The 26,460-nt window shown below is 41.5% G+C and carries 25 protein-coding genes; 7 read left to right on the plus strand and 18 right to left on the minus strand.

The features are described 5' to 3' along the window. Window positions 1-37: 37 nt before the first annotated feature. Genes AS141_RS13945 through AS141_RS13965 form a run of 5 tightly spaced genes read right to left on the minus strand, consistent with a single transcriptional unit; the run spans window position 38 to window position 4,747 of the window. A complete protein-coding gene (locus tag AS141_RS13945) occupies window positions 38-1,027 on the minus strand; it encodes an AAA family ATPase (protein WP_057938286.1) in 990 nt (329 codons plus the stop codon). Next, on the minus strand, window positions 999-2,222 hold the full coding sequence (locus AS141_RS13950) for a DUF4350 domain-containing protein (RefSeq protein ID WP_057938287.1): 1,224 nt from the start codon (window positions 2,220-2,222) through the stop codon (window positions 999-1,001). The genes AS141_RS13945 and AS141_RS13950 overlap by 29 nt, the downstream gene beginning before the upstream one ends. Next, window positions 2,219-2,968, minus strand: a complete 750-nt coding sequence (locus tag AS141_RS13955; protein WP_057938428.1) for a DUF4129 domain-containing protein — start codon at window positions 2,966-2,968, stop codon at window positions 2,219-2,221. The genes AS141_RS13950 and AS141_RS13955 overlap by 4 nt, the downstream gene beginning before the upstream one ends. Then, window positions 2,961-3,791, minus strand: a complete 831-nt coding sequence (locus AS141_RS13960) for a hypothetical protein (RefSeq protein WP_057938288.1) — start codon at window positions 3,789-3,791, stop codon at window positions 2,961-2,963. The genes AS141_RS13955 and AS141_RS13960 overlap by 8 nt, the downstream gene beginning before the upstream one ends. Further along, window positions 3,767-4,747 (minus strand): stage II sporulation protein M, encoded by a 981-nt coding sequence (locus AS141_RS13965; protein WP_057938289.1) that lies wholly within the window; start codon window positions 4,745-4,747, stop codon window positions 3,767-3,769. Before AS141_RS13965 ends, AS141_RS13960 begins: the two co-directional genes overlap by 25 nt. A gap of 103 nt (window positions 4,748-4,850) precedes the next feature. Between AS141_RS13965 and AS141_RS13970 the strand changes: the two genes are divergently transcribed. After that, on the plus strand, window positions 4,851-5,582 hold the full coding sequence (locus tag AS141_RS13970; protein ID WP_232424921.1) for an RDD family protein: 732 nt from the start codon (window positions 4,851-4,853) through the stop codon (window positions 5,580-5,582). A gap of 161 nt (window positions 5,583-5,743) precedes the next feature. Here AS141_RS13970 and AS141_RS13975 read toward each other — a convergent pair whose 3' ends face one another. After that, entirely contained in the window at window positions 5,744-7,294 is a 1,551-nt protein-coding gene (locus AS141_RS13975; protein ID WP_082632297.1) for a DUF1593 domain-containing protein, read from the minus strand. A gap of 304 nt (window positions 7,295-7,598) precedes the next feature. Between AS141_RS13975 and AS141_RS13980 the strand changes: the two genes are divergently transcribed. From AS141_RS13980 to AS141_RS13995, 4 genes are all read left to right on the plus strand, one after another. Then, a complete protein-coding gene (locus AS141_RS13980) occupies window positions 7,599-12,446 on the plus strand; it encodes a RecQ family ATP-dependent DNA helicase (RefSeq protein ID WP_198293554.1) in 4,848 nt (1,615 codons plus the stop codon). Window positions 12,447-12,525: 79 nt separating this feature from the next. Continuing rightward, window positions 12,526-13,356: a sialate O-acetylesterase gene (locus tag AS141_RS13985; RefSeq protein ID WP_157243479.1), complete on the plus strand. Its 831-nt coding sequence runs from the start codon at window positions 12,526-12,528 to the stop codon at window positions 13,354-13,356. A 23-nt stretch (window positions 13,357-13,379) separates the two neighbouring features. After that, window positions 13,380-14,084 (plus strand): SGNH/GDSL hydrolase family protein, encoded by a 705-nt coding sequence (locus tag AS141_RS13990; RefSeq protein ID WP_057938291.1) that lies wholly within the window; start codon window positions 13,380-13,382, stop codon window positions 14,082-14,084. Window positions 14,085-14,188: 104 nt separating this feature from the next. Continuing rightward, a complete protein-coding gene (locus AS141_RS13995) occupies window positions 14,189-15,472 on the plus strand; it encodes a glucuronyl esterase domain-containing protein (protein WP_057938292.1) in 1,284 nt (427 codons plus the stop codon). 91 nt (window positions 15,473-15,563) lie between these two features. On the opposite strand, the gene AS141_RS14000 is transcribed toward AS141_RS13995, so the two are convergent. From AS141_RS14000 to AS141_RS14060, 12 genes are all read right to left on the minus strand, one after another. Next, complete coding sequence (locus AS141_RS14000) at window positions 15,564-16,142, minus strand: YdeI/OmpD-associated family protein (RefSeq protein WP_057938293.1); 579 nt, start codon at window positions 16,140-16,142, stop codon at window positions 15,564-15,566. A gap of 1 nt (window position 16,143) precedes the next feature. Beyond that, window positions 16,144-17,190, minus strand: coding sequence for a serine hydrolase domain-containing protein (locus AS141_RS14005; RefSeq protein ID WP_057938294.1), 1,047 nt, complete (start codon window positions 17,188-17,190; stop codon window positions 16,144-16,146). Window positions 17,191-17,232: 42 nt separating this feature from the next. Further along, window positions 17,233-17,649 carry a DUF1801 domain-containing protein gene (locus AS141_RS14010; RefSeq protein WP_057938432.1) on the minus strand — a complete coding sequence of 139 codons (417 nt, stop codon included), beginning with the start codon at window positions 17,647-17,649 and terminating at the stop codon, window positions 17,233-17,235. 1 nt (window position 17,650) lies between these two features. Continuing rightward, window positions 17,651-18,535, minus strand: coding sequence for an amidohydrolase family protein (locus AS141_RS14015; RefSeq protein WP_057938295.1), 885 nt, complete (start codon window positions 18,533-18,535; stop codon window positions 17,651-17,653). 50 nt (window positions 18,536-18,585) lie between these two features. After that, entirely contained in the window at window positions 18,586-19,023 is a 438-nt protein-coding gene (locus AS141_RS14020) for a DoxX family membrane protein (protein WP_057938296.1), read from the minus strand. A gap of 50 nt (window positions 19,024-19,073) precedes the next feature. Further along, window positions 19,074-19,721, minus strand: a complete 648-nt coding sequence (locus tag AS141_RS14025) for an HAD family hydrolase (RefSeq protein ID WP_057938297.1) — start codon at window positions 19,719-19,721, stop codon at window positions 19,074-19,076. Between the two features lie 70 nt (window positions 19,722-19,791). Continuing rightward, a complete protein-coding gene (locus AS141_RS14030; protein WP_057938298.1) occupies window positions 19,792-20,238 on the minus strand; it encodes a GNAT family N-acetyltransferase in 447 nt (148 codons plus the stop codon). Next, window positions 20,228-20,665 (minus strand): GNAT family N-acetyltransferase, encoded by a 438-nt coding sequence (locus AS141_RS14035; protein ID WP_057938299.1) that lies wholly within the window; start codon window positions 20,663-20,665, stop codon window positions 20,228-20,230. Before AS141_RS14035 ends, AS141_RS14030 begins: the two co-directional genes overlap by 11 nt. Window positions 20,666-20,860: 195 nt before the next feature. Further along, window positions 20,861-21,208: a VOC family protein gene (locus tag AS141_RS14040; protein WP_057938300.1), complete on the minus strand. Its 348-nt coding sequence runs from the start codon at window positions 21,206-21,208 to the stop codon at window positions 20,861-20,863. 167 nt (window positions 21,209-21,375) lie between these two features. Next, entirely contained in the window at window positions 21,376-22,290 is a 915-nt protein-coding gene (locus AS141_RS14045) for a helix-turn-helix domain-containing protein (RefSeq protein ID WP_057938301.1), read from the minus strand. A 106-nt stretch (window positions 22,291-22,396) separates the two neighbouring features. Further along, on the minus strand, window positions 22,397-23,158 hold the full coding sequence (locus tag AS141_RS14050; protein ID WP_057938302.1) for an SDR family NAD(P)-dependent oxidoreductase: 762 nt from the start codon (window positions 23,156-23,158) through the stop codon (window positions 22,397-22,399). 176 nt (window positions 23,159-23,334) lie between these two features. Then, on the minus strand, window positions 23,335-23,694 hold the full coding sequence (locus AS141_RS14060) for a hypothetical protein (RefSeq protein ID WP_057938304.1): 360 nt from the start codon (window positions 23,692-23,694) through the stop codon (window positions 23,335-23,337). Window positions 23,695-23,880: 186 nt separating this feature from the next. On the opposite strand from AS141_RS14060, the gene AS141_RS14065 reads away from it, so the two are divergent. After that, window positions 23,881-25,062, plus strand: a complete 1,182-nt coding sequence (locus AS141_RS14065; RefSeq protein ID WP_057938305.1) for an MFS transporter — start codon at window positions 23,881-23,883, stop codon at window positions 25,060-25,062. A 196-nt stretch (window positions 25,063-25,258) separates the two neighbouring features. Next, on the plus strand, window positions 25,259-26,368 hold the full coding sequence (locus AS141_RS14070) for a lipase family protein (RefSeq protein WP_057938306.1): 1,110 nt from the start codon (window positions 25,259-25,261) through the stop codon (window positions 26,366-26,368). Window positions 26,369-26,460: the final 92 nt, after the last annotated feature.

Consider the following 26,460-nt stretch of genomic DNA (forward strand, 5'->3'; position numbering starts at 1 on the left):
TTTTCCCAGGAACAACTGTCTAAACAAAACGTACAACTCAGCGGGGGATTTCGATGGATTGAATGAGTCCCTCCAATATCAAATCAGGAGAAACGCCTTCCATTTCCTTTTCCGGATTGAGGATGATCCTGTGACGCATCGCTGGGATTGCGGCTCTTTTGATATCCTCAGGAATGACAAAATGCCTTCCGTCCATCGCCGCCATTGCTTGGGATGCCCGGAAAATAGCCAATGAAGCCCGCGGAGAAGCACCCGCATACAAGCTGGGATGGTTTCTTGTTTTGACTACCATGGTAGCTATGTAGTGTTGCAGCTTTTCTTCTACTGTGACCATAGAAGTCCATTGCTGAAACTGAATAGCTTCCTCTCCGGAAATCGCCGGAATGACGGTTGGCTCACTTTCCGTTTCGCCTCCCCTGTTTTTAAGGATCATGATTTCTTCCTCTAGACCGGGCAGCTCAAGGAGGATTTTGAATAGAAATCTGTCCAACTGTGCCTCAGGCAAGCGATAGGTTCCTTCTGAGTCAATAGGGTTCTGTGTAGCCAAAACCATAAATGGCTCAGCCATCGGATAAGTGTTTCCATCCATTGTCACCTGACGTTCTTCCATCACCTCAAACATCGCTGATTGGGTTTTGGCAGGCGCACGGTTGATCTCGTCTATCAGAATAATATTGGAGAAGATAGGCCCTTTTTTGAATTCAAATGCTCCGGAAGTGAAAACCGAAGTTCCCAAAACATCCGCTGGCATCAGGTCTGGAGTAAACTGAATCCGGCTATACCCGGTATGGATGGATTTGGCAAACAATTTACTGGTAAGGGTTTTTGCTATACCGGGAACCCCTTCGAGCAGGATATGCCCCTTACTCAGCAATGCTACGATTATGAGTTCAATCATTTCATCCTGACCTACGATGGTTTTTTTGATTTCCTGCCGGACTTTTTCAATTCCCTCCGCTATACGTTCTACCGGAGGACGGTTGCCAACGGGCATTCCACTATCCTGCGGATTGGAGATTTCTTCCATATTCTTGTTTTGATTTAAAGTCTTCAATTAATTGGTCTATCCGCTGGATATCTTCAGCATCCAGCGGAGACTTCTCTTCCAGCTGGGACAGTTGTCGGATCAAGGTCTGCGTATCTTCCAGCGCAACTCCGCTTTTACTTGACAATGAAACGGCCATCTCCTCCTTAGTTTCTACTTGTAGGTTGAAGGTTGTCCTACACTGGTACCAGAATAGTTTGAGTTGTAGCTGTCCCAGCTGCGACATATCCTTACCGTTCAGGTAGATCGATGAGATCGTCTTGGCAAATTCCAGCGACTGGTTTTGTGGAGGGATTATGACTTTTATGGCTTTTTGCTTCCGTTTCCCTTCAAAAATCACCCACAACACTAGCAAAATCCAGCTGGCAAAATAGGCCGCTTTGAGATAGGGATTGTTCAACACTAAGTACAAAGGAGAGGAGTAGGTGACTTTTCCTGTTTTGACGTAGTGATCCAGCAGGACGGGATGATCCAAATCCCAAGTACCCAAAACCTGTTCAGTGTACGCTTTATTGGTTTGGTTCAAAAGAAAATAATTGGAAAAGGCCTCTGGAAAGGCATGAAGTGTGATGAGCCCTTTTTTCTCCTTGAGTTGGATGAAATTTGGTTTCGATTCCAATGAGTCAAAACTGCCTTTGTCCTGAATACTCCCCAATACTAGCACTGGAGCCCCGTCATTCCATTGGAAATATTCTCCATTATGAAATTGATCATAATTCACAGGTTCCGATAAAATCATGGGACCTTCCAAACTAAGGGAAAATATCCGCTCTGCTTCCAAAACCTCAGGAAGGACTTTTTCATCCAATCCAAGGCTATCCAGAAGTACATCAGAGATAGTTGAAGCTGATATGAATAAATGCCCTCCATGCCTTACCCAATCCAACAATAGCGCACATTCATCAGGATCAGTCGCGAAGTAGTTGTTTATAAATACATAAGTAGCCTTATCTGGAGCTTCACGAAGCGACTCAAATGCCGGTGTATGCACTTCTTCCCAATCTCCGGATTGGTTCTTGACCAGATCATAGAAAATTTTTGCACCTAAGGGACGGCTGTCATTTCGCTCATAGCTGGGCGACCAATCCACAGCAGGTGGACTGGAGTGGATCAGCAATAGAACTCCCAAAATCAGCAAAGAGAGCAGGGGCAACAGGATTTTTTGGCCTTGGCTCATGACAGTTGGTCTAGCTTAGTAAAGGCTTTTTCAAACGCTCTGTAAGCAGTCAAGTCCACATCAAAATGTCCATACCAGACAACATTATAGATCCTGGTAACTTCGGTGAAAGACCCAAGAAATGGGGTATCCCGCAACTCCTTTTGATAGTCATGGTTAGTCTTGGAAGATTTCCACAGAATAAATTTCCGCTCGCTAAGTCGTTGCAACACTATAAGATAACGATACCGTAAGGCAAGTCGGAAATCCTGGCTTCTCAGTGCTTCTTCAGCAAGTTCTTTTAGATTGTCGCTTTTAATCAGGACTTCGTCAGCACTAGGGGATGAAAGTTGGGTTTTTCTGTCTCGGCTACTGTCTGAACTGTATTTCATAGCGAGCCAGACGAGTAGTCCCAACAGCGCCAATAACAAAATATAGGGTGCCAGTTGGAAAAAACCTTTCCAAAACCCTGATAACACAACACCATCCCAGAGACTTGCCAAAAACTTGTTCCACGTATTGTTAAACCACAGCTTTACACGCTGCAGCCAGTTTTTTTCCTGCAGGATTTCCTCATAAGAGAACTCCTCACGGGCAAGGTATTTTTTTTCATACCCTTCCTCGAATGTCCATGCCTTGTGATAGGAAAGATCCAGCGAATCCAACCCCTCTTTTAACGTGTCAAGAGATGGTTGAATATCCTGCCCTGTCAATGTTTGCCACTGGAACAAAAATAACAGAAGGGTTATCGGTCCAATCCTAGCCAAGTTCCTCGAGTTTTGCCTTAATTCCGGTTCTGTTTTTTTCTTCATCCAGATCAAAATAAATCAAACCAAAGGCAATGGTCATAGGTACGGAAATCAGATTGCCTGCAGCTGAACTTATGGTAGCTAAAACCAAATAAAGAAAATCACCTGACATATCTGCATTACCTCCAGCGGCTGAGAAAAAAGATTTGGCGCCCATATAAACACTGCTTGGAATCTGAAATACGAAGGATATGATCATGAATACAATATAAATGACCAAAATAGTCCCAAAAGTAACCCACCAATAGCCCGAAACCAGTTTGAATGCCGCACGGATACTGTCCGTTTTTCCCAGATTTTGAAAACAAAAAACAGGAAAAACCAAAGTCATGGGAACCATAAAATAAAATCCGGGAATAATAAAAAATATAAACCCAAAAAATAGGATGAAAGCACTGATGACCGTGAGTAAAATGAGCTGGCCGGTTTTGGAGCGGGCTTCCTGAATGACAACTTCCTCTTGTACATTCCCTTTTGTGTCTATATAATTTTGCATTAAGGTATAAACCGTAGCCGATATCGAAGCATAAAAAAGCATACCTGAAAGCATCATTAGAAACATCACCAAGAAAAAGCTAAATGGGTCAACAGTCATCCAGGATGATATATAGGCGTATTGATAAAGCCCGGCAAGCAACACTGACAACAAAAAGAAAACCCCCGATGTCCTTATCAGCACATTCCAAAGTGGGGTTTTGTTGATTCTAAGTATAGTGAATGAATCGGAGATGATAGTTCCTAGTTCCCTCCGTTCTCTTAATTCGATGTAGGGCTGCTGCATAGGTTAGTCTTTTTGTATAGTTTGACTGGTAAATAAACATAATAAAATACGATCAGGCTTAGAGAGCCAAAAATGATCAGTAGGCTGAGGATGTCAGGCATTTGCGTAATTCGTGTGACAAAGGATTCCAAAACACCCGCAATTACAAAGAAAGGGATAGTACTCATTAAAATTTTCAACCCATCTTTCATTCCTCGCCGGAAGGAATGCAAGCGACTGAATGTGCCCGGAAAAAGTATTCCGTTGCCCAGGACTAAGCCAGCACATCCTGCAATGACGATAACGGAAATCTCAATTGTGCCATGAATCCAGATGCTACGGGCGGATTCCCAGAGAATACCATGCGCATGGAAAAAATATTGAAAGGAACCCAGCATCACCCCATTGTACATAAGTACGAGCAGCGTCCCAATACCAAGAAAAACACCGGCTACGAAAGCTGTGATTGCCACCCTGATGTTATTGACAGTGATTCCCAAAAACATATCTACTTGGTTCATTTTTTTATACACAGCCATGGGGTCACCGGATTCTATATTGGCCAGGGTTTGGTTGACATAGTTGTCTCCGAGGATGGAGCGTACAAAGGAAATGTCGGTTTGGGCTGAATAAGCTCCAATAAGCACAAAAAGCGTAAACACTAACACAGAAACACCAAGCTGGGGAAGGTATTTATAAAACATCAGCGGGAAATCTTTTGTATAAAAATCTATCACTCCTTTGATTCCCATTTTTTTGTCACGATAAACTTCACGGTGATATTGGGATGCCAAGTGATTGAGGTAAGAGGTGACCTTGCCTTCCGGGAAAAATGTCCTGGCAAAATTGAGATCATCCGATATCTCCAAATACAGGTCTGCCAAATCAGAGGGGGACAAGGTAGTTTTCTTGGCAACATGCTGCTCAAAACCACTCCATTTGGCCTGGTTTTTCTTAATAAAAAGTGATTCTTTCATTAGATTAAATAGTCTATCCTAAAACTATTGAATTATTTCATTATATGACATGAGATAAGTATTTTTCCTGACAACTTTAATCTTCAAGAGACCAAGCCAAGCTATGATGGAAGGGATTTATATCGAAACAGCTCAAAATATCCAAATCCAACAGCGTACGGCCACATTGGGGGACAGGATATTGGCACAAATCATCGATGGGTTTATAATGGGAATATATCTTGTGATAGTTTCGATTACTGCATTTGGAATTTTAGATGTAGAAGAGGGTTCAATTGCCGTGATTACAATACTTGTTTTACCCTTTCTGGTATATCACCTACTGTTTGAAATATTCATGAATGGCCAGTCCATAGGAAAGTTAGCCATGGAGATCAGAGTAGTACAGCTCAATGGGACCAGAGCTTCGGTGAGTGGCTATCTTATGCGTTGGTTGCTCCGACCGATAGATATTACGATCAGTTCTGGTGGAATTGCGATATTGAGCATACTCCTAGGAGGCAAAGGACAGCGACTTGGTGACATAGCAGGAGGGACAACAGTCATCTCTTTAAAACAGACAGCGGTTAAGAGGGAGGATTTACTGGTCCAAATCGAAGCCGGTCACCAACCCAAATATCCCCAAGTAATCAGTTTGACTGACTCCCAAATTACCCAGATCAAAAAGATAAGAGCGGAAGCACTAAAATCCCAGGATTTTGCCTTGCTCAAAAAGTTGGCAGAAAAAACAAGTACCCTACTTCAGGTCAGCTACGAAACAAAACCCCTTGCATTTATCGACCAGCTTATTCTTGATTATGAATATTTCGCCCAAAAAGAATATGGGGTTGCATAAAATGAAATCGAGCATGAAGCAGAACCTCACACACCGGGATGATTATAATGCATGCGAGATTCCATATGGCTTTTAAAAGACAACTTATAAACAGATACAATAAAAACAGTTACATCTTTTTTCCAATTGTTAATTCTAAGCTGTTTTGTAGCTAGCCAGAGTTACTTTTTTGAATCCTTCGAAGCTAGCACCTCAACCACAAACCGCTGATACCTGGTCATTGGATGAACTCTCTTGTCATTGACTTCAGCGATTATGTGAAGTTGCCCTATTGCATTTGACGGAAGCTGAACCTGAACTTGGTTGCCTTCTGCCAATAATTTTGCTTCACCGGCATAAGTCCCCACCTCCTTGTAAATCCAGAATTTAGTTTCCAACTTATCCCCGTCCGGATCAAAAGTTTCCACAGCCAGGGTTAGACGTGCTCCAGCCTTTACTGAAGGCTGCTGTGTTCCGACTGTCTTCACCACAGGTGGATGATTTGCCTCAGCATAATCCATCACACACCAATCTGCCCGTGCGGCAAAGTCCTCCTGAATCGCTTCCACCCAACGAATCTGGGGATAGGTAGCATCTAGGGTATCGGTAAAAGGATTGAAATCCATAACATCATCTCCATCTTCCCAGCGGTGAGGCTGCACGGCGGACTGAGCAAGTCGACCGCCCCAGCCACCCCAATCAGGATGCATCAGATTATCCAAGCCCACATCGATGAGATGTAAATATGCAGGAGAATCTCCCTCAGAAATAAAATCATACACGCCAAAAGTTCCCCACTGCGCGTTTTCAAGTTTGGTAGGATCTCCATGGATATGCTCATCGTCCCCTACCTGCTTTTGTCCATCTCCATAGCTATAGTATTGTCTTAGCAAAGATCCATGATTGTTTATGATCTCCTCGCCCATGAATTTTCCTTCAAAAAGAAAATGCTGAGACTCAGGCACAGCATTTTTCCAGGCATAGGCAAAGCACCAGAATTGGCTGGAGTTATAGAAAATCTTCAAATCCGGCCAGTTTGGGGCAATGTATTTTCTATAGGTAGCATCCTGATCCAAAATGGCATATAGTATGGCCTTTTCCGTCACTTTCTTATATATACTTTCCCACTCCGGTTTTTCTCGATATTCATCCTCAATCGACTTCAAAGCGCGGGCAATGGTATTGGTTCCGCCCCAAACCTGCAGGTAAAGCTGCTCCATATTATCATCGAGCAGCTTTTTTTTGATAAAATCCGATCCTTCTGTATCTACTTCCATTTCCCCTTCGAAATCAATATTTCCCACTTTTACCAGGCTTCGAAGATGATCCGCTGTAGGAAATCCTTCGGCATGCTGGCTTAGCTTTGGGTAAATTTCCCCATACGCATCTAAAAGTGGATCCATCCATTCCACCCCGGGCCATCTCAGATCCGTTTTTGCTCCATACATATTCTTCGTCATTTCCATTTCGGATGTAAAAAGCGTCCCTTCCCCATCACCTTTGTAATGCCACATGGAAGATGTGTAAATCAGGCCTTCGATCTGAAATTCATTGGCATAAAGAAGCATACGGATAAAAGAATCCACATCATCAATCTCTCCGTCGGTCGTAACTATGGTGCGTGGTTTAACAGGGGCTTTTTGGGTTTCTTCTTGGACTTCCGTTTTGGGGCTGCAGGAAAAAAAAGTAAAAAGAACGAATGAAAAGAGCGTATGCTTCGAAAGTGAAATCACAGGTAATTGGGTTTAAGGTCTTAAAATCGGTATTTATTAAAAGTATCCAATTTTACTTCTCCAGGGCATTTTAGGACAAAGAATATCTTAAAATCCTTTGATCTGTTGACTTCTAGAATTAAAATCAGCTATTTTTTAGTTATAATTTCCAGTAGAAGTGCTGTAAGGAACTATTCCCAAAGTGTTAAACAACTTTAAACTATAGGTGAGTCCCGGATTGACGTTGTAAAATTTCTATAGCAAACTTTCAAATAACCCCCAATACTATTTGTGAGCAGATTGAAAAAATGCCATTTTTAAATTAATGATTAACAACAACTTGGAGGCTATCGTTTTTTTTGATTCAGAAATAGACCCAAACACCTATAAAGTTCTTGATATTGGAGGAACCTCTGGAGATGGGAAATCCTTCCATTATTCCACTCCTAATCGGTTTATAGATTTCCTGAAAGAGTATAAATATATATGCGGGCACAACATTTTCGCCCATGATTTAAAATACTTAGGTAAGACCATCGCGCAGGCAGGCATTCCGGAGTCGAATTGTATTGACACCTTATACCTGTCTCCACTCCTTTTTCCAACTAAGCCTTATCATGCCTTATTAAAGGATGATAAACTTTTAACTGATGAGACAAACAATCCGCTGAATGATGCTATCAAAGTCAAAGATTTGTTTTTTGACGAAGTCGAGTCATTTAGAACTACTGACACCTATCTTCAGCAAATTATTTTTCTCTTACTCAGAGACAAACGAGAATTTCAAGGGTTCTTTAAGCTTATAGATTTCACTTGTGAAGATGAAAATGTAGAACCTCTAATCCGTCATCGATTTGAGGGCACCATTTGTCAGAGCATTTGTCTGGGAGAACTAATTACAAATCACCCCATTCCATTGGCTTTTAGCTTGTCTCTCATTAATACTTTTAGCCAAAGCAAAAATCTCTTTTCCATTACCCCACCGTGGGTGTTGAGGAATTTTCCCGATGTGGAGCGAATTATGTTTTTGCTCCGAAGCTCCCCTTGTAACGACAGCTGTCCCTATTGCAGTCAAGCGTTGGATATTTACCGGGGATTGAAACGCTTTTTTGGCTTTTCCTCTTTTCGATCCTATGGTGGAGAACCCTTGCAGGAAAAAGCCGTCCGAGCTGCTGTTGCTAATAAGTCCATATTAGCAGTTTTCCCAACAGGCGGAGGCAAATCCATTACTTTCCAGCTTCCTGCCCTGATCTATGGCGAATCATCCAGAGGATTGACAGTCGTAATTTCTCCACTTCAGTCACTCATGAAAGATCAGGTAGGCAACTTGGAAAAGACGGGAATTACAGAAGCTGTCACTATCAATGGACTTCTTGATCCGATAGAAAGGTCTAAATCCTTCGAGAGAGTGGAAGACGGATCTGCCTCAATTCTCTACATTTCTCCGGAGTCGCTACGTTCCAAGACAATTGAGCGCTTGATTTTGGGCAGAAATATCAGTCGTTTCGTAATCGATGAAGCCCACTGTTTTTCCTCATGGGGTCAGGACTTCAGGGTGGATTACCTCTACATTGGTGATTTCATCAAAAATATCCAGGAGAAGAAAAATCTAAGCTATCCGATTCCGGTTTCCTGCTTCACTGCAACTGCAAAGCAGAAAGTCATCGAAGATATCCGCGAGTATTTTAAGCGAAAGCTGAATCTCAGTCTACAGCTTTTTACATCCCATGCTTCGCGAACCAACCTCCAATATCAGGTTTTTGAGAAAGGAAATGAAGAAGAAAAATATCAGGCACTCAGGGACTTAATTGAGCTAAAAAAGTGCCCCACTATCATCTATGTTTCCAGAACCCGAAAGGCTTATAAACTAGCCGAGCGTTTGTCGGCTGACGGCTATGAGTCCAAGCCCTACCATGGAAAAATGGACAAACAGGAAAAGTCAGAAAACCAAGATTCATTTGTCAATGGAAAAACCCAAATCATGGTTGCTACTTCCGCCTTCGGAATGGGTGTAGACAAGAAAGATGTGGGGATGGTGATTCATTATGAAATATCCGACTCACTCGAAAACTACATCCAAGAAGCAGGAAGAGCTGGCAGGGATGAAAATATTGTAGCAGGTTGTTTTGTGTTGTTCAACGAGGAAGATCTGGGCAAGCATTTTGTCCTTTTGAATCAAACCAAGCTGTCCATCAAAGAAATCCAACAGGTATGGAAAGCAATCAAAGAGATAACTAAATTTCGATATTCTGTTTCCAACTCAGCCCTTGAAATAGCCAGAAAAGCAGGCTGGGATGACAATGTGGTAGAAATAGAGACCAGAATAACTACGGCTATTGCCGCCTTGGAGGATGCCGGGTATCTGAAACGGAGACAAAACATGCCGAAGGTATTTGCCAACAGCATTTTGGCAAAAAATGCCCAAGAGGCAATCGATAAAATTAACGGGTCCGAAAGATTTCAGGAAAGACAAAAAGAGCAGGGTGTCAGGATTATCAAAAAGTTATTTTCGAGTAAAAGCCGAAAACACTCCAATGACGAGGTGGCAGAGTCAAGGATAGATTACATCAGTGACCACTTGGGCATTGTCAAAGAGGAAGTAATTAATATCGTCACGCTACTCCGGGAAGAAAAAATATTAGCGGATGCAAAAGATCTTACAGCGTATATCAAACAGGGAGAAAATATTAACCGCTCCCTACAACTGGCGGAAACATTCGGGAAAATTGAAAATCACTTACTTCCGATTTTTGAACAAGAAGAAAAGACCTTCCAAATCAAAGAGCTAAATGAGCAAATCGAAGCCGCGGGTATTGAAGAAGTCAGTCCCCAAAAGATCAAACTAATCCTCAATTTTTGGGCGATAAAAAACTGGATCAATCGCAAGGCAGATGCCTTTTCAAAAAATCACATCTCAATCATCAGTCTTCACTCTAAGGAAGTCCTCAAAGAAAAACTCCAAAAAAGACATGTTCTGGCCAAGTTTATTGTGGAGTATCTCTTCCAAAAAAAACCTATCAGCAGTGTAGATTTAACCTTCTTGAAGGAAGAGGTTTTGATCGAGTTTTCTGTTTTGGAACTTCTGCGTTCCTATGAAAATAGCCAGAACCTTTTCAAACTGTCTGTTAGCTTGAATGACATTGAGGACACACTTTTTTACCTTTCAAAGATAGAAGCCCTCAAAATTGAAGGTGGTTTTTTGGTAGTCTATAACCGTTTGACTATCGAGCGGCTTGAACGAGACAATAAAAAACGCTTTACAAAAGATGATTATCAAAAGCTTCATCAGTTTTATGAAAACAAGGTTCAGCAAATCCACATAGTCGGCGAATATGCTAAAAAGATGATCCGAAATTATCGGGATGCCTTGCGGTTTGTGGACGACTATTTCCAACTGAACTACAGCTCATTTCTTCGTAAATATTTCCCGGGCAGCAAATCTGATGAGCTCAGACTCAGGATGACTCCTGCAAAATTTCGTCAGCTTTTTGGTGAACTTTCACCGACCCAGCTAAAAATCATCAACGATAACGAAACCAAATACATAGCTGTTGCAGCAGGACCCGGCAGTGGGAAAACAAGGATTTTGGTACACAAACTCGCCTCATTGCTCCTCATGGAAGATGTTAAACATGAGCAATTGCTTATGGTGACCTTTTCCCGGGCTGCAGCCACAGAGTTTAAGCATCGCCTTCTGGAACTGATTGGTAATGCGGCTAATTTTGTAGAAATAAAAACCTTTCACTCTTATTGTTTTGATCTATTGGGAAAAGTTGGCAGTCTGGAAAAGTCCGGCGACATTCTAAAAAAGACAGTGGAAAAGATCAAAATAGGGGAAGTAGAAACTAATCGCATCACCAAAACCGTCTTGGTGATCGATGAAGCTCAGGATATGGATCAGGATGAATTCGAGCTCATCAAAGCCCTAATGCGTAGAAATGAAGAAATGAGAGTCATTGCTGTGGGAGACGATGACCAAAATATTTATGAGTTCAGAGGATCCAGCTCAACCTATTTTGAAAAATTCATCTACGCTCCTAATGCTGCTAAATACGAACTTGTAGAAAACTACCGCAGCCAGCCAAACCTAGTCGAGTTTACCAATCAATGGGTTCAAAAGATAAGTCATCGACTGAAACAATATCCAATCATGGCTAAGCAAACTGGCCATGGAAGTATCAGAATAATTCGCTATCAAAGCCCAAATCTAGTAATCCCAGTGAGCCAACAAATTCTATCTATTGAACTGAAAGGCAGCACCTGCATACTGACCAAAACCAATGAGGAGGCACTTCAACTGACCGGATTGCTTTTGAAAAATGGCATAAAGGCAAAATTGATCCAATCAAACGAAGATTTCAGTTTATACAACCTGGGAGAGGTGAGGTACTTTCTAGATAAACTTTTCTCCAATTCCGACACCTACCTTATTCAGGAAGAACTATGGGAATTTGCAAAACAGGAATTGATCAAACGCTATCATAAAAGTGAAAAACTGGAGATCTGTCAAAATTTAATCAAGGCATTTGAACTCAGCCAACCCAAGAAAAAATACAGATCTGATTGGGAGATTTTTCTAAGGGAATCAAGGTTAGAGGACTATCTCCAGGATAATCAAGATACTATTTTAGTATCTACAATCCATAAGGTGAAAGGAAAGGAATTTGACAATGTGTTTTTGACGCTCCAAAACTTTAATGCAGGCAATGACTCAGAGAAAAGACTGTTATACGTAGCCATGACCCGGGCCAAACAAAACCTGACGATTCATCTCAATTCTGATTTTCTGGATGTTTTTTCCTCAAAAAATATCGAGTGGATTGAGGACAATGCCTACTATCCATCCCCGGACACACTAACAATGCAATTGACTTTTAAAGATATCTGGCTGGATTATTTCATCAATAAGCAATACTACGTGACACAGTTAGTCTGCGGGGAAAAATTGGTTCTGAAAGGAAGTGAATGCCTTAACTTGAAAGGTCAATCCATCCTGAAATTCTCAAAGCTATTCTTACAAATACTGGAACAACAGAAAGCAAAAGGATTTGAACCCAGATCAGCCAAAGTCAACTTCGTGCTTTTTTGGAAAAAAGAAGAAACAGGCCAAGATATTCAGATAATTCTTCCCGAGATTCAATTTGAAAAAGTGATATCATTTTCTGATAACTAACCCGATTGTTAAAACGCTAACTTTTGCAAAACAGAACAATCATTGATGATCAAAATAATTAATGAAATCTTATGAAACTATGAAACCGTCGTTTCTGCTCTTACTAGTTGCAGGCCTATGCTTCACTTGCACTACTCAAAAAAACCTAAATACCAGTGTACAAAGTAATATCATCCAAAAAGAAAACTTTCACCTTTACCTACTCATGGGGCAGTCCAACATGGCTGGAAGAGGTAAAGTTGAAGCCTTGGACACACTGATCCACCCCCGAGTGTTTATGCTGGACAAATCCGGAAGTTGGATGTTGGCAAAAGATCCAATGCACTTTGATAAAACCGTGGCAGGAACAGGATTGGGGCTCACCTTTGGAAAAATAATGGCAAACGAAAATCCTGATATCAAAATAGGGCTTATCCCCACGGCGGTCGGTGGAAGCTCAATTGATCAATGGTTCGCAGACTCCCTTTTCCAACAAACAAATACCTATCCTTACGAGGACATGATCCTGCGGGCTCAAAAAGCTATGGAAACCGGCACATTGAAAGGTATAATTTGGCATCAGGGAGAATCCGATTCCAATTCGGAAGGGGCTGTTAGCGCTTACATCCAAAAATTTGAAGCAATGCTGGATTCACTCAGGGCGGATTTGGGAATTGTATCTGTTCCTATGGTAATCGGGGAAATAGGCTATTTTTTCTACCCTAAAGCTGAATTCGCCAGAGACATGAACGAAGTGATCAGGCAAATTGCAACAACAGACAAATGCATAGGACTGGTGACTGCAGAGGGCTTAGATCACAAAGGAGACAGTACTCATTTTGATTCAAATTCATACCATGCCCTGGGTGTGAGATACGCTGCCAAAATGCAGGAGATTCAAAGACATTGCCCAATCCTTTTCAAAAAATAACCCACAACAAATTCACACTTAAGATGAAGCAATTCAAAAACTACCTTGTTATCGCGATTGTATTACTATCTACCAACGTCTTTGCGCAGCAAGAACTGAAAGGATCCTATAATTATGGCAAATCAGTTGCTGTATTTGGAGGCTCCGTCTCCGTGATTCCTGCCAGTGACCTAGCCAAAAATATGTGGAAAGAGCAATTGGGGATGACAGTTACCAATTTTGGTGTTGGAGGAGCAGGTTTTTCTTCTCTGCAGGGCAAATCCCTGCAACAACAGGTGGACGAAGCTGGGGTTTTTGATATTTATATACTTTGGGCTTCTACCAATGACTACACCAATAAGCGGGATGTAGGAAGTTATACCGACTACACAGAATTTGATGGATTTGACCAAAGTAAATTGGTAACTCAAGCCGGGGGAATTAATTACTGCATCAAGAAAATCTATGAAATCAATCCGAATGCACAGATTTATTTTTTCACTTCTAGCAAAGCGTTCAATGACAGAGGCGCATATGATCCTTTTGCGGAAGACGGAATGGCCGATTATGTAACTATTCAAAAGAAAATCTGCCAACTCCACGGCATCCCCTTCCTGGATCAGTTTGAAAAGGGAGCTTATACCATCTACAACAAAGATCTCTACTACACTGACCCTATCCATATGAATGAAGCTGGATATATCAAGCTGGGTGAACTCCAAGTGGCTTTTTTAGCCTTTCCAGGTTAAATTCAAATCAGTCGGACTAATTCTGCATGCTTAGCTAGACTCAAAATCCAAGATCACTAAAACCCTTGATTTATAGTATATTGATTCAAATCTCTGGATAGACTATGAAAACAAAACTTCTGGCAATTATTTTTCTAACAACCGGCTTTATGGCATCTGCGCAAACAGAAAACCTCCCCAAGACCTCGGCCGGATTCCCCATAAACTATAATGAAGCGGCCATCCCTGCTTATATTCTTCCGGAGGTGCTTACACTTTACAACGGACAAAAAGTAACAGACGCAAAGACCTGGCTGGAAAAACGCCGACCTGAACTGATAAAATCAATCGAGGAAATACAATTCGGGAAAATGCCTCCTCCTCCCACCGATTTATCTTTCGATGTTTTTGATAAAGAAACCAAGGTGCTGGAGGGAACAGCAGTCCGCAGACAAGTGACCATCTATTTGACGAAAGACTCTACCAGTAAGATGGATCTGTTGATTTACTTACCTACAAACGCTGCTGGGCCAGTTCCTTTATTTTTCAATGTTTCTTTCGTGGCCAATTCGCAGACAGTGGATGATCCCGGAGTGAGGATCGGAGATATATGGACCAGAGAAGGTGTGAAAATAAAAGCCGATCAACCGAGTAGATTCCCCAAAATAAACATAAATCAGTTCATTTCCGAAGGCATAGGATTCGCCACAGTCTATTACGGAGATATTGAGCCTGATTTTAAAGAAGGATTGAAATTCGGCATCCGGAGTACGTATCTCAAACCCGAAGAAACTACACCAAAAGACGATGAATGGGGAGCAATTTCCGCATGGTCTTGGGGGCTGAGCCGGGCGATGGATTACTTTGAACATGATAATCATATCGATAACAGCCGAATAGCCCTTCACGGCGTATCCCGACTGGGAAAGACTGTCTTATGGACCGGTGCCTATGACACCCGGTTCAAACTGGTAATTGCCAGTGTCTCCGGTGAAGGTGGTGCGGCAATCACACGTCGGGATTATGGAGAAAACATCAAGCATATTACTGATACCTCCCGCTATTACTATCAGTTTGCGCCAGCCTATCACTCCTACGCTACCAAAGTCGATAGTTTGCCTTTTGATGCACATTCATTGGTAGCTCTGATGGCTCCTAGGGCTTTACTTCTGCAAACAGGAAGTACGGATTATTGGTCGGACCCCAAAGGCGAATTTATTGGCGCTAAGGAAGCTCAAGCAGTGTATGCTCTATTTGGTGAGACAGGACCTGGAAATGCAAGTATGCCGGCTGCCGGCGACATGTCCCTTGTCTTTAATAAACTTGGCTACTACATGCATGATGGAGGACATGGCACAATTCCTTCTGATTGGCCTGTTTTCATAACCTATTTAAAGAAATTTCTGTGAAGTATTCCAGTTGCTGAAATTCTCTTCCCAGATTATGGCTTTCTGGACACATGTTTTCGCAGATCCTTGAGGTATCGTTTTGGTAAACAAATTAATCATTAAGTCCTTTTCCGTTGAGAATTTGGGGAATCAGCTTCTCTATTCTTTCCTCTCGGGTTTTAGCCTGCTTAGCTGAGCCAAAATGCAACAGGTATCCTCGCTGTCGGCCTGGGGTCAGTGCTTCAAATGCAGCTTTCAACTCAGGGTTTTCATCCAGTTTTACCTGAAATTCTTCAGGAACAGGATATTCCTTTGTCTTTTTTAATTCTACTTTCAGCCCGGCTTTCTCCACTTCAATCGCCTCGAATATATAGCTTTTCAACAGAGACTTTATATCTATAATTTCCTTCACATCGGTAAACCTGATCTGTCTTGCAGACTGCACATTCTCGGTCTGCTGGATCAAAATATGCTCGGCATCCTGAAGAAGAGCCCCCTTATGGAACAAAAGCGCACAGTATTCCTTAAAGCCATGTATCAGTACTATGTTGCTGCCCTGAAAGGTATAGCATGGAACTCCCCACTTCAGTTCTTCAGTCAGTCCACAGTCTAAAACCAAGGCTCTCAATTGTCTATATTCTTTCTGCCATTGGGTGGGTTTATCGAAAAAGAAATCAACTTTAGTGTTCATTTTATAGATCAGAATTTTGAATGGTTAAGGTTTCGCTCTTTGCCGCTTCCATTAATTGGGTATGTATTATAAATGTCTTTTTGATATCATCCAAGTCTCTTGCCGTGTTTTCCAATACTACTAAACTCAAATCAGCCTGAGGATAATAATAACAAGCTGAAGCGAAACCGGGGGCATATCCCAATGCTCCAATTTGAACATTCTCCTCCCCCATATGGAAAAGTAACCCGTACCCATATTCTATTTGACCAAAAATAGGATGGATTCTTGTGGCATACCGCGTTTTCATCAATTCCAAGGTTTCATTTCCCACCAGTCCGCCCGAATAAAGCAGATGATTCCATTTACTCAAGTCTTCCGCATTTGCTATAAATGCACCGGCTGCCACATGATTTCCTAAACTGTTTGTCACATATTCCAATGCCGCATTTCCCGATTCTTCATATCCTTTCACAAGGAACTTGTATCCCATATTGTCAGGATGAAACGTATTAAATAAACCATTTTCTGCAAAAAGTTGAGTTGATAATTCTTCGAATGAATTTCCGGTTATGTTTTCGAGAATTCTAGCCAACAATTCATAGCCCAGCTGGGAATATTGAAATTGGGAACCTGGGTCAAATTCCAGCGGCGTGGTTACATCTACTATCCCGTGAGTATGGGACAGCAGGTGATGAACCGTCACACTTTTAGACCAATTTTGATCAAGCAAAGGAAGGTATTTCCCAATTTCATCATTCAGGCTAAGATTTCCTTTCTCATATTCCCGAAGTACCAACACTGCGGTTATTTGTTTACTTATTGAGCCGATGACGAATTGGTCGCCTTTTTCCATGACTATGCTATCTTCAAAATTGGAATAGCCTTTCGCTTCATAAAAAACAGTTGAAGTTCCCTCAGTTAATAGCACCACTCCATTAAAATCACTGTCATCGATAATAGTTTCAATTCTTGCAATTAATGCGGAATAGCTCTGATTTTCACCCTGTCCTTTTGAAAGGAAAGAATTTGAAAACAGCAGGAGAAAAAGCGGGATATAGAACTTCATTTTACTTCAAAAGTAAGACCGAATTAGTTGTGATTTTCACCTCTACAAGCCCAGCATCAGCAAATGTTTAACTTTATGATAAGTCAGTGCGGCCTTGATGCAATTTTTCAATTCGACTTCAGGAATTTCTTCATCCAGCTCAAAAACAATAGCCCGGTTTCCCTCAAACTTGAAAAAACCATCGTAAGCCATCCGGAAACTGGGAACCAATTTGCTGGTGCATTTGAAATACATCGCATATTGATCCGGGCTTTTTGCTTTCCAATCCATTCTTATAGTACTTCCTTTTTTGGCTAGGTAGCTCGGTTCTCCCCATTTAAGTGTTTCTTCCAAATCCGGAAGACCTATCTCCTCAGCCGTCTCCAAAATCAGCCTACGTAGATTCACCATCTTAACCTTTATAAGGTCAGGGTATTTTGAAAAAACAGATGGCACTTCAGGACTTGTTATCAATTTCATTTTACTGCATTTTACCATTGGTATTTATACTTAATGAAAAAAATCTAGCCGCATTTGTCAAGAATATTTTTTCTCTTTGTGTCTGAGACAAAAAATCCAATTTATTTACCGCATTGATCATTTTTGTCAAGTCTCCATTATCTGAACCAAACATGATCCTATCTTCAAATCCCGCCTCAATAAAAGCTTTCATAGCTACTTCAAAATCCAGTGCATCAATAATTTCAGGATCAGACAGCACAGAGATATCAATGTAAACGTTAGGATATTCTTTCAAAATGGTCATAGTGCTTTCCAAATATGGCCCTCCAGCATGCATAAGCCATACTTTTAGGCTCGGAAAACTATCCAACATTTCTTTTAACAAAATAGGATCACCCATTGCCGGATCAAAGTTAGGGCTGAGGTGATTTGGCCCGGCCAACCCCGTATGAATCCCAACCGGCAAATTGAACTCTGCAGCTAAGGCATAGTAAGGAAACAGGCTAGAATCAGATAAGGAAATACCATAATACTCTGACAACACTTCCCCTAAAAAATCAATTTTCTTATTAATAATCTGTTCCCTCACCCATTTAAGATCAGGATAACTCTCGCCATCAGAGAAGCATCTTTGTCCGCTGTACGGCACAATTCCCCCGGGACATGGAAACATTAATCCAATCAAAAACTCTGGGGCAGATAGCGCTCTATATTTCTCTTGATCATCCCAAGCGCTGCTGAGGGCGACATGCTTTACATTATGCTTTTGCAAGTTTGCTATCTGAGTTTCTACATCACCGGAGAAATGCAAGTGTACATCAAAAATTTCGCCTGTATATTGCTTGCTTCCAGTATCTGAAATGAGCAGTAAAACCGAGCATATACCTGCTAAGAATATTTTCATGAAAATGGAGTTGAACTATTTATTTCCAATAATTTAACACTAAACTCTCTTTACTCCAATAGTCTTTTCCTTGGCCGCAAACTATCTACTTCCAGGTATTTCTCTTTGATCAAGCCCAATCCAAAAGCTGCTGCTGAAGCCGTGAATACAGAATAATCAAATCCGCTTTTGATGCCGATGGAAAAGGTCATGCATAAAGCAAAAATAAGCAATAGTATTCCGCTAAGCTTTGCGAAAAGCTCAGTTTTATACCCAATCAACAGGAAAACACCAAACACAATTTCTGCCACTGTAGCAATTGCTGCAAGTGTTGGAATAACGGATGTCGGCATCCAAGGATTGATTACGGCGGTGTAATCGACGAAACTTTGCCAATTGCCCCAAACAGAAACTTCTTCTTCCCACATTCCAAAACGGTCTGCAACAGCCGACAGAAACGACAGCGAAATCGCCAATCTTAAAAACAGTTTTACTGATTTCTTTTGCATAAGTAATTCTTTAAGTGCGTAAAAACCCACACGATAACAGCTTAAAATCGCTATATTTTCACCTTTAACCAATTAAAGAATTCTTCAATGGAGTAGAATAGTTCATCAGGCTGTAACGCCAGCAGTTTTGCAGGCTCGGAAGTTTCCGCCCAAGCAGCGGCAACTGATGCTACTCCGGCCTCTCGACTGGACAAAATATCGCTCGGTGCATCACCGACATAGATTACCTCATCCTTGGACACATTTTCGAGTTTTTCCAAGATCAACTGAATTGCTTCCGGCTTTCGGGGTCCAAGCGGGGATCCTGTTTCAATAAATTCAAACATCTCCTCAAGCTGGAACTGCTTCAATGAAATTCCCGTACTATATCTTCCTTTGCCTGTCACCAGTGACAGATGAACTCCTTTTTCTTTCAAAAATCCCAAAAGTGAAGAAATCCTCTCAAAGGGTGTAGAACACATGTGATGAGAGGATTCATAATATCGGAGATAATCGGCTACACCTTTATCATAGTGCGCCGGGGCCAAAGCTTTGATCGTCCCTTCTTCAGACGGTCCAAATGTTGCGATAATTTCCCCATCCGAAACTGGACGTTTTATCAATGGCTCTATAGCTTGGCGAAATGCGGAAATACAAAGAGGCAATGTGTTGGCAATTGTACCATCCAGATCAAAAATTACTGCTTTTATTCGTCTCATAGAATGGTTAAAAGTCGGATTACTATAAATTGGATTAAACCAAAAATACTCAGGCAGAAAAAGTGAGGGATTACTTCTTCACTAATTCCATATGTAAAATCGGATAGGGTTTTCCCGTACTGTCAACTTCGGATCTACCAATTATTTCAAATCCATTTCTAAGATAGAACTCCAGCGCTTTTAGATTTTGCTCGTTCACATCCACTTTGGCGACCTGCAGATTTTTAATCGCATGATCCAATAAGGATTTTCCTATTCCCTTTCCAGCGTAATCTGGATAAACAAAGAGCATTTCCAGATTCCTTTCTGCTACTCCGGAAAAGCCAAGAATCTCCCTCGAGTCCGCCCGCACACAATTCAACTCCACTGCTTTTAAATACTCATTTAAAATCAATGGCTTGAAAAACAAGATATCTTCTTCCTGTAGAAAATCGTGTGTCGCCCGTACGGAGACCTCCCACAATTCTAAAACTTCAGAATATTCGGATGGGTGAATTTCGGTGATTTTATATTTCATAAACTCTTGGGTTGTGCCGTTCCATATAAAAGTCAGGGTTGGCAAGCGGGGCGAAACCATACTTTTCATAGAGCCAAGGTGCCGTATCAGTCAACAATATCCAGCGTCTCAGATTTTGCAGCTCTTCATGTGAAGTGATGCTCTCCATCAGCCATTTGCTCAGACCAAGACCGCGGAACTTCTTGAGGATAAAAACATCTCCTAAATAGGCTATGGTAGAAAAATCAGAAATTATCTTGGCATAGCCAACTTGTTCATTCTTATGATAGACACCAAAGTTCAGGCAGTTCTCTATAGCTTTATTCACCGTCTCGAACTTGATTCCATTTGCCCATCCCGATTCCCTACTTAAAAAGCGGTGGATAAGTGTTCTGTCCAATTTCTCCTTATCCGTCGAGATCAGAAAGTCATTCTTTCGTAATTCCATTTGCGTAATATTCTAAACAGCCTAAACCAGTTCTTCTTTGCCGGGATCTCCCCAATGCAATCCAAGAGCAAAATTCAATGTTGAAGCGAATGATAATAGCTTGTAAAACTCAATAAAAACAAAACCATGTAAACCAATCCTACTTTCCGTTGCAAAACCGGGGAAATACTGAAAAAGTTTACTCCAGTCCACCTATTAAACCTCTGACCAAACTGCAAGCTCATTTCCGGAAGGATCAAGAAAATGGAACCTGCGTCCACCTGGGAAAGAAAAAATATCGGTTGAAATCTTTCCGTTTGCCTTGACTATCTCACTTTTCACATGGTCCAAGTCACGGTGATACAATACAATCAATGCCCCATTTACGATCTCACCATTTATTTTCTCAAAGCCACCCTCCACTCCACTTTCAGAAAAAGCAGTGTAATTGGGGCCATAATCTGTAAAAGCCCAGCCAAAAACCTTCGAATAGAATTTCTTGATTTCAACAAGATCCTTCGCTTTAAACTCTATGTAATTAATATGATTGTTGGTACTGCTCATTAGAAAAATGGGAGAAAGTTAATGGTACTTCAAGTTACTATACGAAGATAGAACATCACAAAGATTAGTTGAATATTTTAATCTTTGCGCTGAATTCAACCTATTTCAATTTCTTCCTCAATGATAAACCTCAAATAATGCTTGAAAAAGAAAACGTTGCAAACTGCCTAATTAAACAATTGCCGAAAAGCTAGCGGGGAAAGACTGGTTTTACTTTTAAATAACTTGCTAAACGACTGGGGATGTTCGAAACCGAGCTCATAAGCAATCTCACTAACTGACAACTCAGTGGTGGAAAGTCGCTCTTTTGCTTTCTCGATCAGCTTTTCATGGATATGGTTTTGGGTGCTTTGTCCAGTGAAAGACTTCAGGGAATTACTCAGGTAATTGGGAGAGACATTTAGTGAATCCGCTACAAACTGCACAGAGGGCAATCCTTCATTTTCACTGCTGAAGAAATTCTCCAGTACTTCTTCCAGCCGGACCAGTAAGGCATGATTTTCTATTTTCCGTGTGATAAACTGCCGCTCGTAGAAGCGTTCGGCATAATTGAGCAACAGTTCGATTTGGGAGATAATGATATTTTGACTGAACTTGTCAATGTTAGCCTGATATTCCTGCTGGATAGTCTCCAATAGACTGGCAATTGTATGCTCCTCCCTTTCGGATAGAAAAAGTGCTTCCGTAAGGGAATAATCAAAAAAGCCGTACTGCTTTATTTTCTTTGCGAGAGTAGAACCCCACAGAAAATCAGGATGAATCAGCAAGATCCATCCTGATTGTTTTAGTTGTGGATGGCTCTCCACATACTCAATATTCAATAGCTGATTCGGAGCAAAGAAAGACATTAATCCCTCATCAAAATCATATTCAGACTGCCCATACCGATACTTTCCCGGAACACCCTTTTTGAGCGAAATAGAATAATAGGACTGTAGCCAGCTCACTTTATCATGCTCAGGTAGATGCACCATGGTGCTATAATCCACCAAACTGATCAAAGGATGCAGCGGCGGACGTAAGCCTCTCACCTTATGAAACTCCGATATAGAATCGACTTTATAGATTTTATTGCTCTTCATAACCCAAAATTGATTTAAGAAAGATTTTCACCTCACACCCTGATCCTTCGCCCCTGTCTGTGTCGCAGGGAGGAGCAAAGCCCAGGTCGAAAATAAATCACGACTCCTACAAGAATATCCCACCTGAAACCTCTATACGCTGACCATTGATCCATCGGGAATCTTCTGTACATAGAAAGGCAACTACGCCCCCAATATCTTCCGCTTCGCCCACTCGCCCCAAAGCAGTTACACTGGATATCAGATTCCGCCTCTGTTCATTATCCCGGGTTTGACCTCCACCAAAATCAGTAGCAATCGCTCCTGGAGCCACTACATTTGCGGTAATTTGCCGAGGTCCAAGTTCTTTGGCCAAGTAGCGTGTAAACACTTCCACTCCACCTTTCATGGCTGCGTATGCAGATGAATTAGGGAAACTGAATCTCGCCAAACCTGAAGAGATATTGATAATTCTGCCACCATCGCTTAGAAGAGGTACTGCTTTCTGGGAAAGGAAATAAACACCCTTCAAGTGAATATTTGCCATTTCATCAAACTGCTCCTCCGAAGTCTCTAGGAAAGGCGTGTAAATCCCCGTTCCTGCATTGTTGATCAGGAAATCGAAGGTTTCAGCTCCTTTCTCTTCTTTCAAATAAGTGGATAGCTGGGCAAAGAACCCATCAAAAGTCTTCACATCACTGGAATCCAACTGAAAGGCCTTCCCTGATCTGCCGAGTTTCTCAATTTCAGTCACTACTGCTTCCGCTGCGGATTTGTTCGTGTGGTAAGTGATCACCACATCTATGCCTTTTTGGGCGAGATTGATCGCCATATCCCTACCCAAACCACGGCTTCCACCAGTGACCAATGCAATTTTACTGTCTGTCATTTTTTTGAAATTTTGTTTTCACAAAGCTCCCCCAAAATACAAAATCAGGCTTAGCCAAATCTACGGATGATGTAGCCAAAAATGAGGCGTACGAATAATTCAATACTATCCTCAAAAACACACAGAATGAAAAAAGTATGTTTGTATAGTCCCCTATAAACCTAAGCAGCCCCATTTCATCCCAATTTCTTTCTCAGCGACAAGCCTCCAACCAAGATTGAAATTCCTGCTACCACTGGTCCATATGCAATTAAAATAGAGTCACCAGTATTCAAAATCCCTGTAAAAGTACCGATAGTTATAGCTAAACCGCAAAGCGTCAAAACAGCCCCTATTCCAATCATTTCTTTTGATCTATCCCGATGAGATCCTTGCAGAAGTCGTCTTTGAATCTCATTATCCAGTAACCTTACAATAATTCTAATCTCATCATCCCCAATATTATTCTTTTCCAACTCCTTCCTGACATTATATAAGTCAAAATCTTTATCGTTGATTTTCTGGAGATAATAATCTATGATTTTTGCTCTTTCCATAAACTTCTGATTGCTAGGTAACAGCCTAAAACTAACAAGTTTTGAAGAAATCGCCCAAGTCTGCAGCTTCACAGCTTGGAAATTATCAGAAAGTCATCGGTGTGATACAGAAACGTAAATATCATAGCTCATAGGATTACTCCCTGTTATTGATTTTCTTCACTTAAACTACCTTTATTTCTGTCCTTGAATAAGCTGCTACTTCTTCTCATTATCTATTTGGCATTTATCAGCCTAGGACTCCCGGATGCATTACTTGGCTCTGCATGGCCAGCCATGTTCGAATATTTGAGTGTTCCTGTGGATTATGCAGGGATTATTGCGATGATTGTAGCGGCAGGAACCGTTATTTCAAGCCTATTCAGTGGTAATCTTATCCAGAAGTTTGGGGCCGCAAAGGTGACTACTGTCAGTGTATTCCTGACTGCAATTGCGCTCATGGGATTTTCCTATTCCCATCACTTCCTTTTCCTCTGCATACTGGCCATCCCTCTTGGCTTGGGAGCGGGCAGTGTGGATGCCGCACTCAATAACTATGTGGCGCTCCATTACCAGGCTAGGCATATGAATTGGCTTCACAGCTTTTGGGGGGTTGGAGCGGCACTTGGGCCAATGATTATGGCCGGCTATTTAGCCAAAGGGGAGTCTTGGTCCCAAGGCTATCGTACGGTGGCCTGGATCCAAATTACACTAGTTGTTATCTTGATCATGTCGCTTCCCATTTGGACTACCAAGCAGGTAGCGGATGGATCAGAACAGGAAAGAAAGACTAAAAACCCCTTCATCCTATTAAAAACAATGCCCGGGCTAAAACAAGCTCTTTTCATATTCTTTTGTTACTGCAGTATTGAGGCCACTTTCGGATTATGGGGAGCAAGTTTCTTAGTTTTCGTGAAAGGCTTCGCTGCAGATCTTGCAGCAAGACTGGTATCCCTTTATTATGTCGGTATTACAGCCGGCAGATTGCTTTCCGGTTTATTGACTAATTACTTCACCAACCGCCAGTTGGTTTATCTGGGGCAAGGTCTTATTGCAATTGGCTTGATTTTATTGTTCATGCCATTTAAGGCTATGCTTTTACCGGGATTTATTTTAGTCGGATTAGGGTGTGCGCCGATATTCCCAAGTCTTTTACATGAAACTCCGGTGAATTTTGGAGAAAAGTACGCTCAAAAAATTATGGGAATGCAAATGGCCAGTGCCTATGTAGGAATTACGGTGATGCCTTTTCTTTTTGGAAAAATCAGCAAATGGGCTGGTTACTCTTCATTAGTTTTATTTTTGGGAATATTTCTGCTGCTGATGCTATTGCTTACCAGAGACTTATTTCAAAAAACCGGTAAAAAAACTACTTCACCGGATTCCTAAAATCCTTTGAACCAGACATTTTATCAGTTAGTGGTCTGCGGAGCACAGACCACCGCGAATAGAAGCTTCAATTCGCTTGCACATTAGGAAACTAAGCCTTGGATCTGAACCAAAGGATAGGTATTTTCAGAAGCTTATATAAGAGCATTGGACAAGCTAGCATACAAATTCAATCAACTTATAAAACAATTGTAAATTGACCTCTATCAAACTCCTGATTATAACAATATATGTCCTCTTTTCCACTGCAGTATTCGCTCAGGAACTGAAACCTGGATTTGATAAGGCAGAGTATATAGAAACATTAAAAATCAACCACAAAGTCCACATCCCGCTAGACAAGTGGAAGGAGAACAAAACTGTTCCTGACCCGCAGGAATTTACTTTTACCTATAGATCTCCTGTAGTTGCTTTTGATAATATTTGGGATCTGTGGATACATAACCAAAAGCCTCTTGCCTTGATTGCTGTGCAAGGTAGTATTCCTACAGATGCCAGTTTCTTGGCAAACCTCTATGCTGCCATGGTACCAGCCAAAGGTGAACTACAACTTACTAAGAACTTCAGGTTCCAGTACAAATTAGCTGATCATCCCAATGCAGCCGTGCACGTAGGCTGGCTGGTGGCAATGGCTTTCTTATCCGAAACAGTGGAGTCCAAGATCGATTCGCTGTACACTGCAGGAATTAAAGATTTTATCCTGACCGGACATAGTCAGGGTGGTGGAATCACCTATATGCTCACAGCTTACCTGCACCAGTTGCAATCAGACGGTAAACTTCCGCAAGACATCCAATTCAAAACCTATTGCAGTGCAGGACCTAAGCCGGGCAATTTGTTTTTTGCCTATGACTATGAGAAAATGACTGAAGGTGGTTGGGGGTATAATGTGGTGAACACCGTGGACTGGGTGCCTGATGTCCCTTTTTCTATACAGACAGTGAATGATTTCACAGCGGTTAATCCATTTAGAAATGCAAAGTCACTGATCAAAAAGCAGAAATTCCCCAAGAATATCGCCTTAAACCATGCGTACAATCAACTCAGCAAACCCGGGCTGAAAGCACAAAAACAGTACGAAAAATATCTGGGTAAAATGATCTCCAAAGGGGTAACCAGACAGCTTCCCGACTTTACTCCTCCTGCCTACGTCCAATCAAATTACTATGTCAGAACAGGAAACACCCTTGTGTTAAGTCCCGACGAAGCGTATTTCAACTTATACAGCAACAAAGCAGACAATAAAAATATATGGCAACACCATCTTCCTGTGCACTACCTCTTTTTAACCGAGAAACTTGAGTAGAAAATTACTTAGTGGAAGGACAAAGTCTCAACTTTTCTTGACCGCATGCCGAAAGATCGAAAAAGTGTGATTAAAAAAAATTGCATCTAAGA

It is taken from the genome of Algoriphagus resistens (assembly GCF_001442615.1).
Classification (GTDB): domain Bacteria; phylum Bacteroidota; class Bacteroidia; order Cytophagales; family Cyclobacteriaceae; genus Algoriphagus; species Algoriphagus resistens.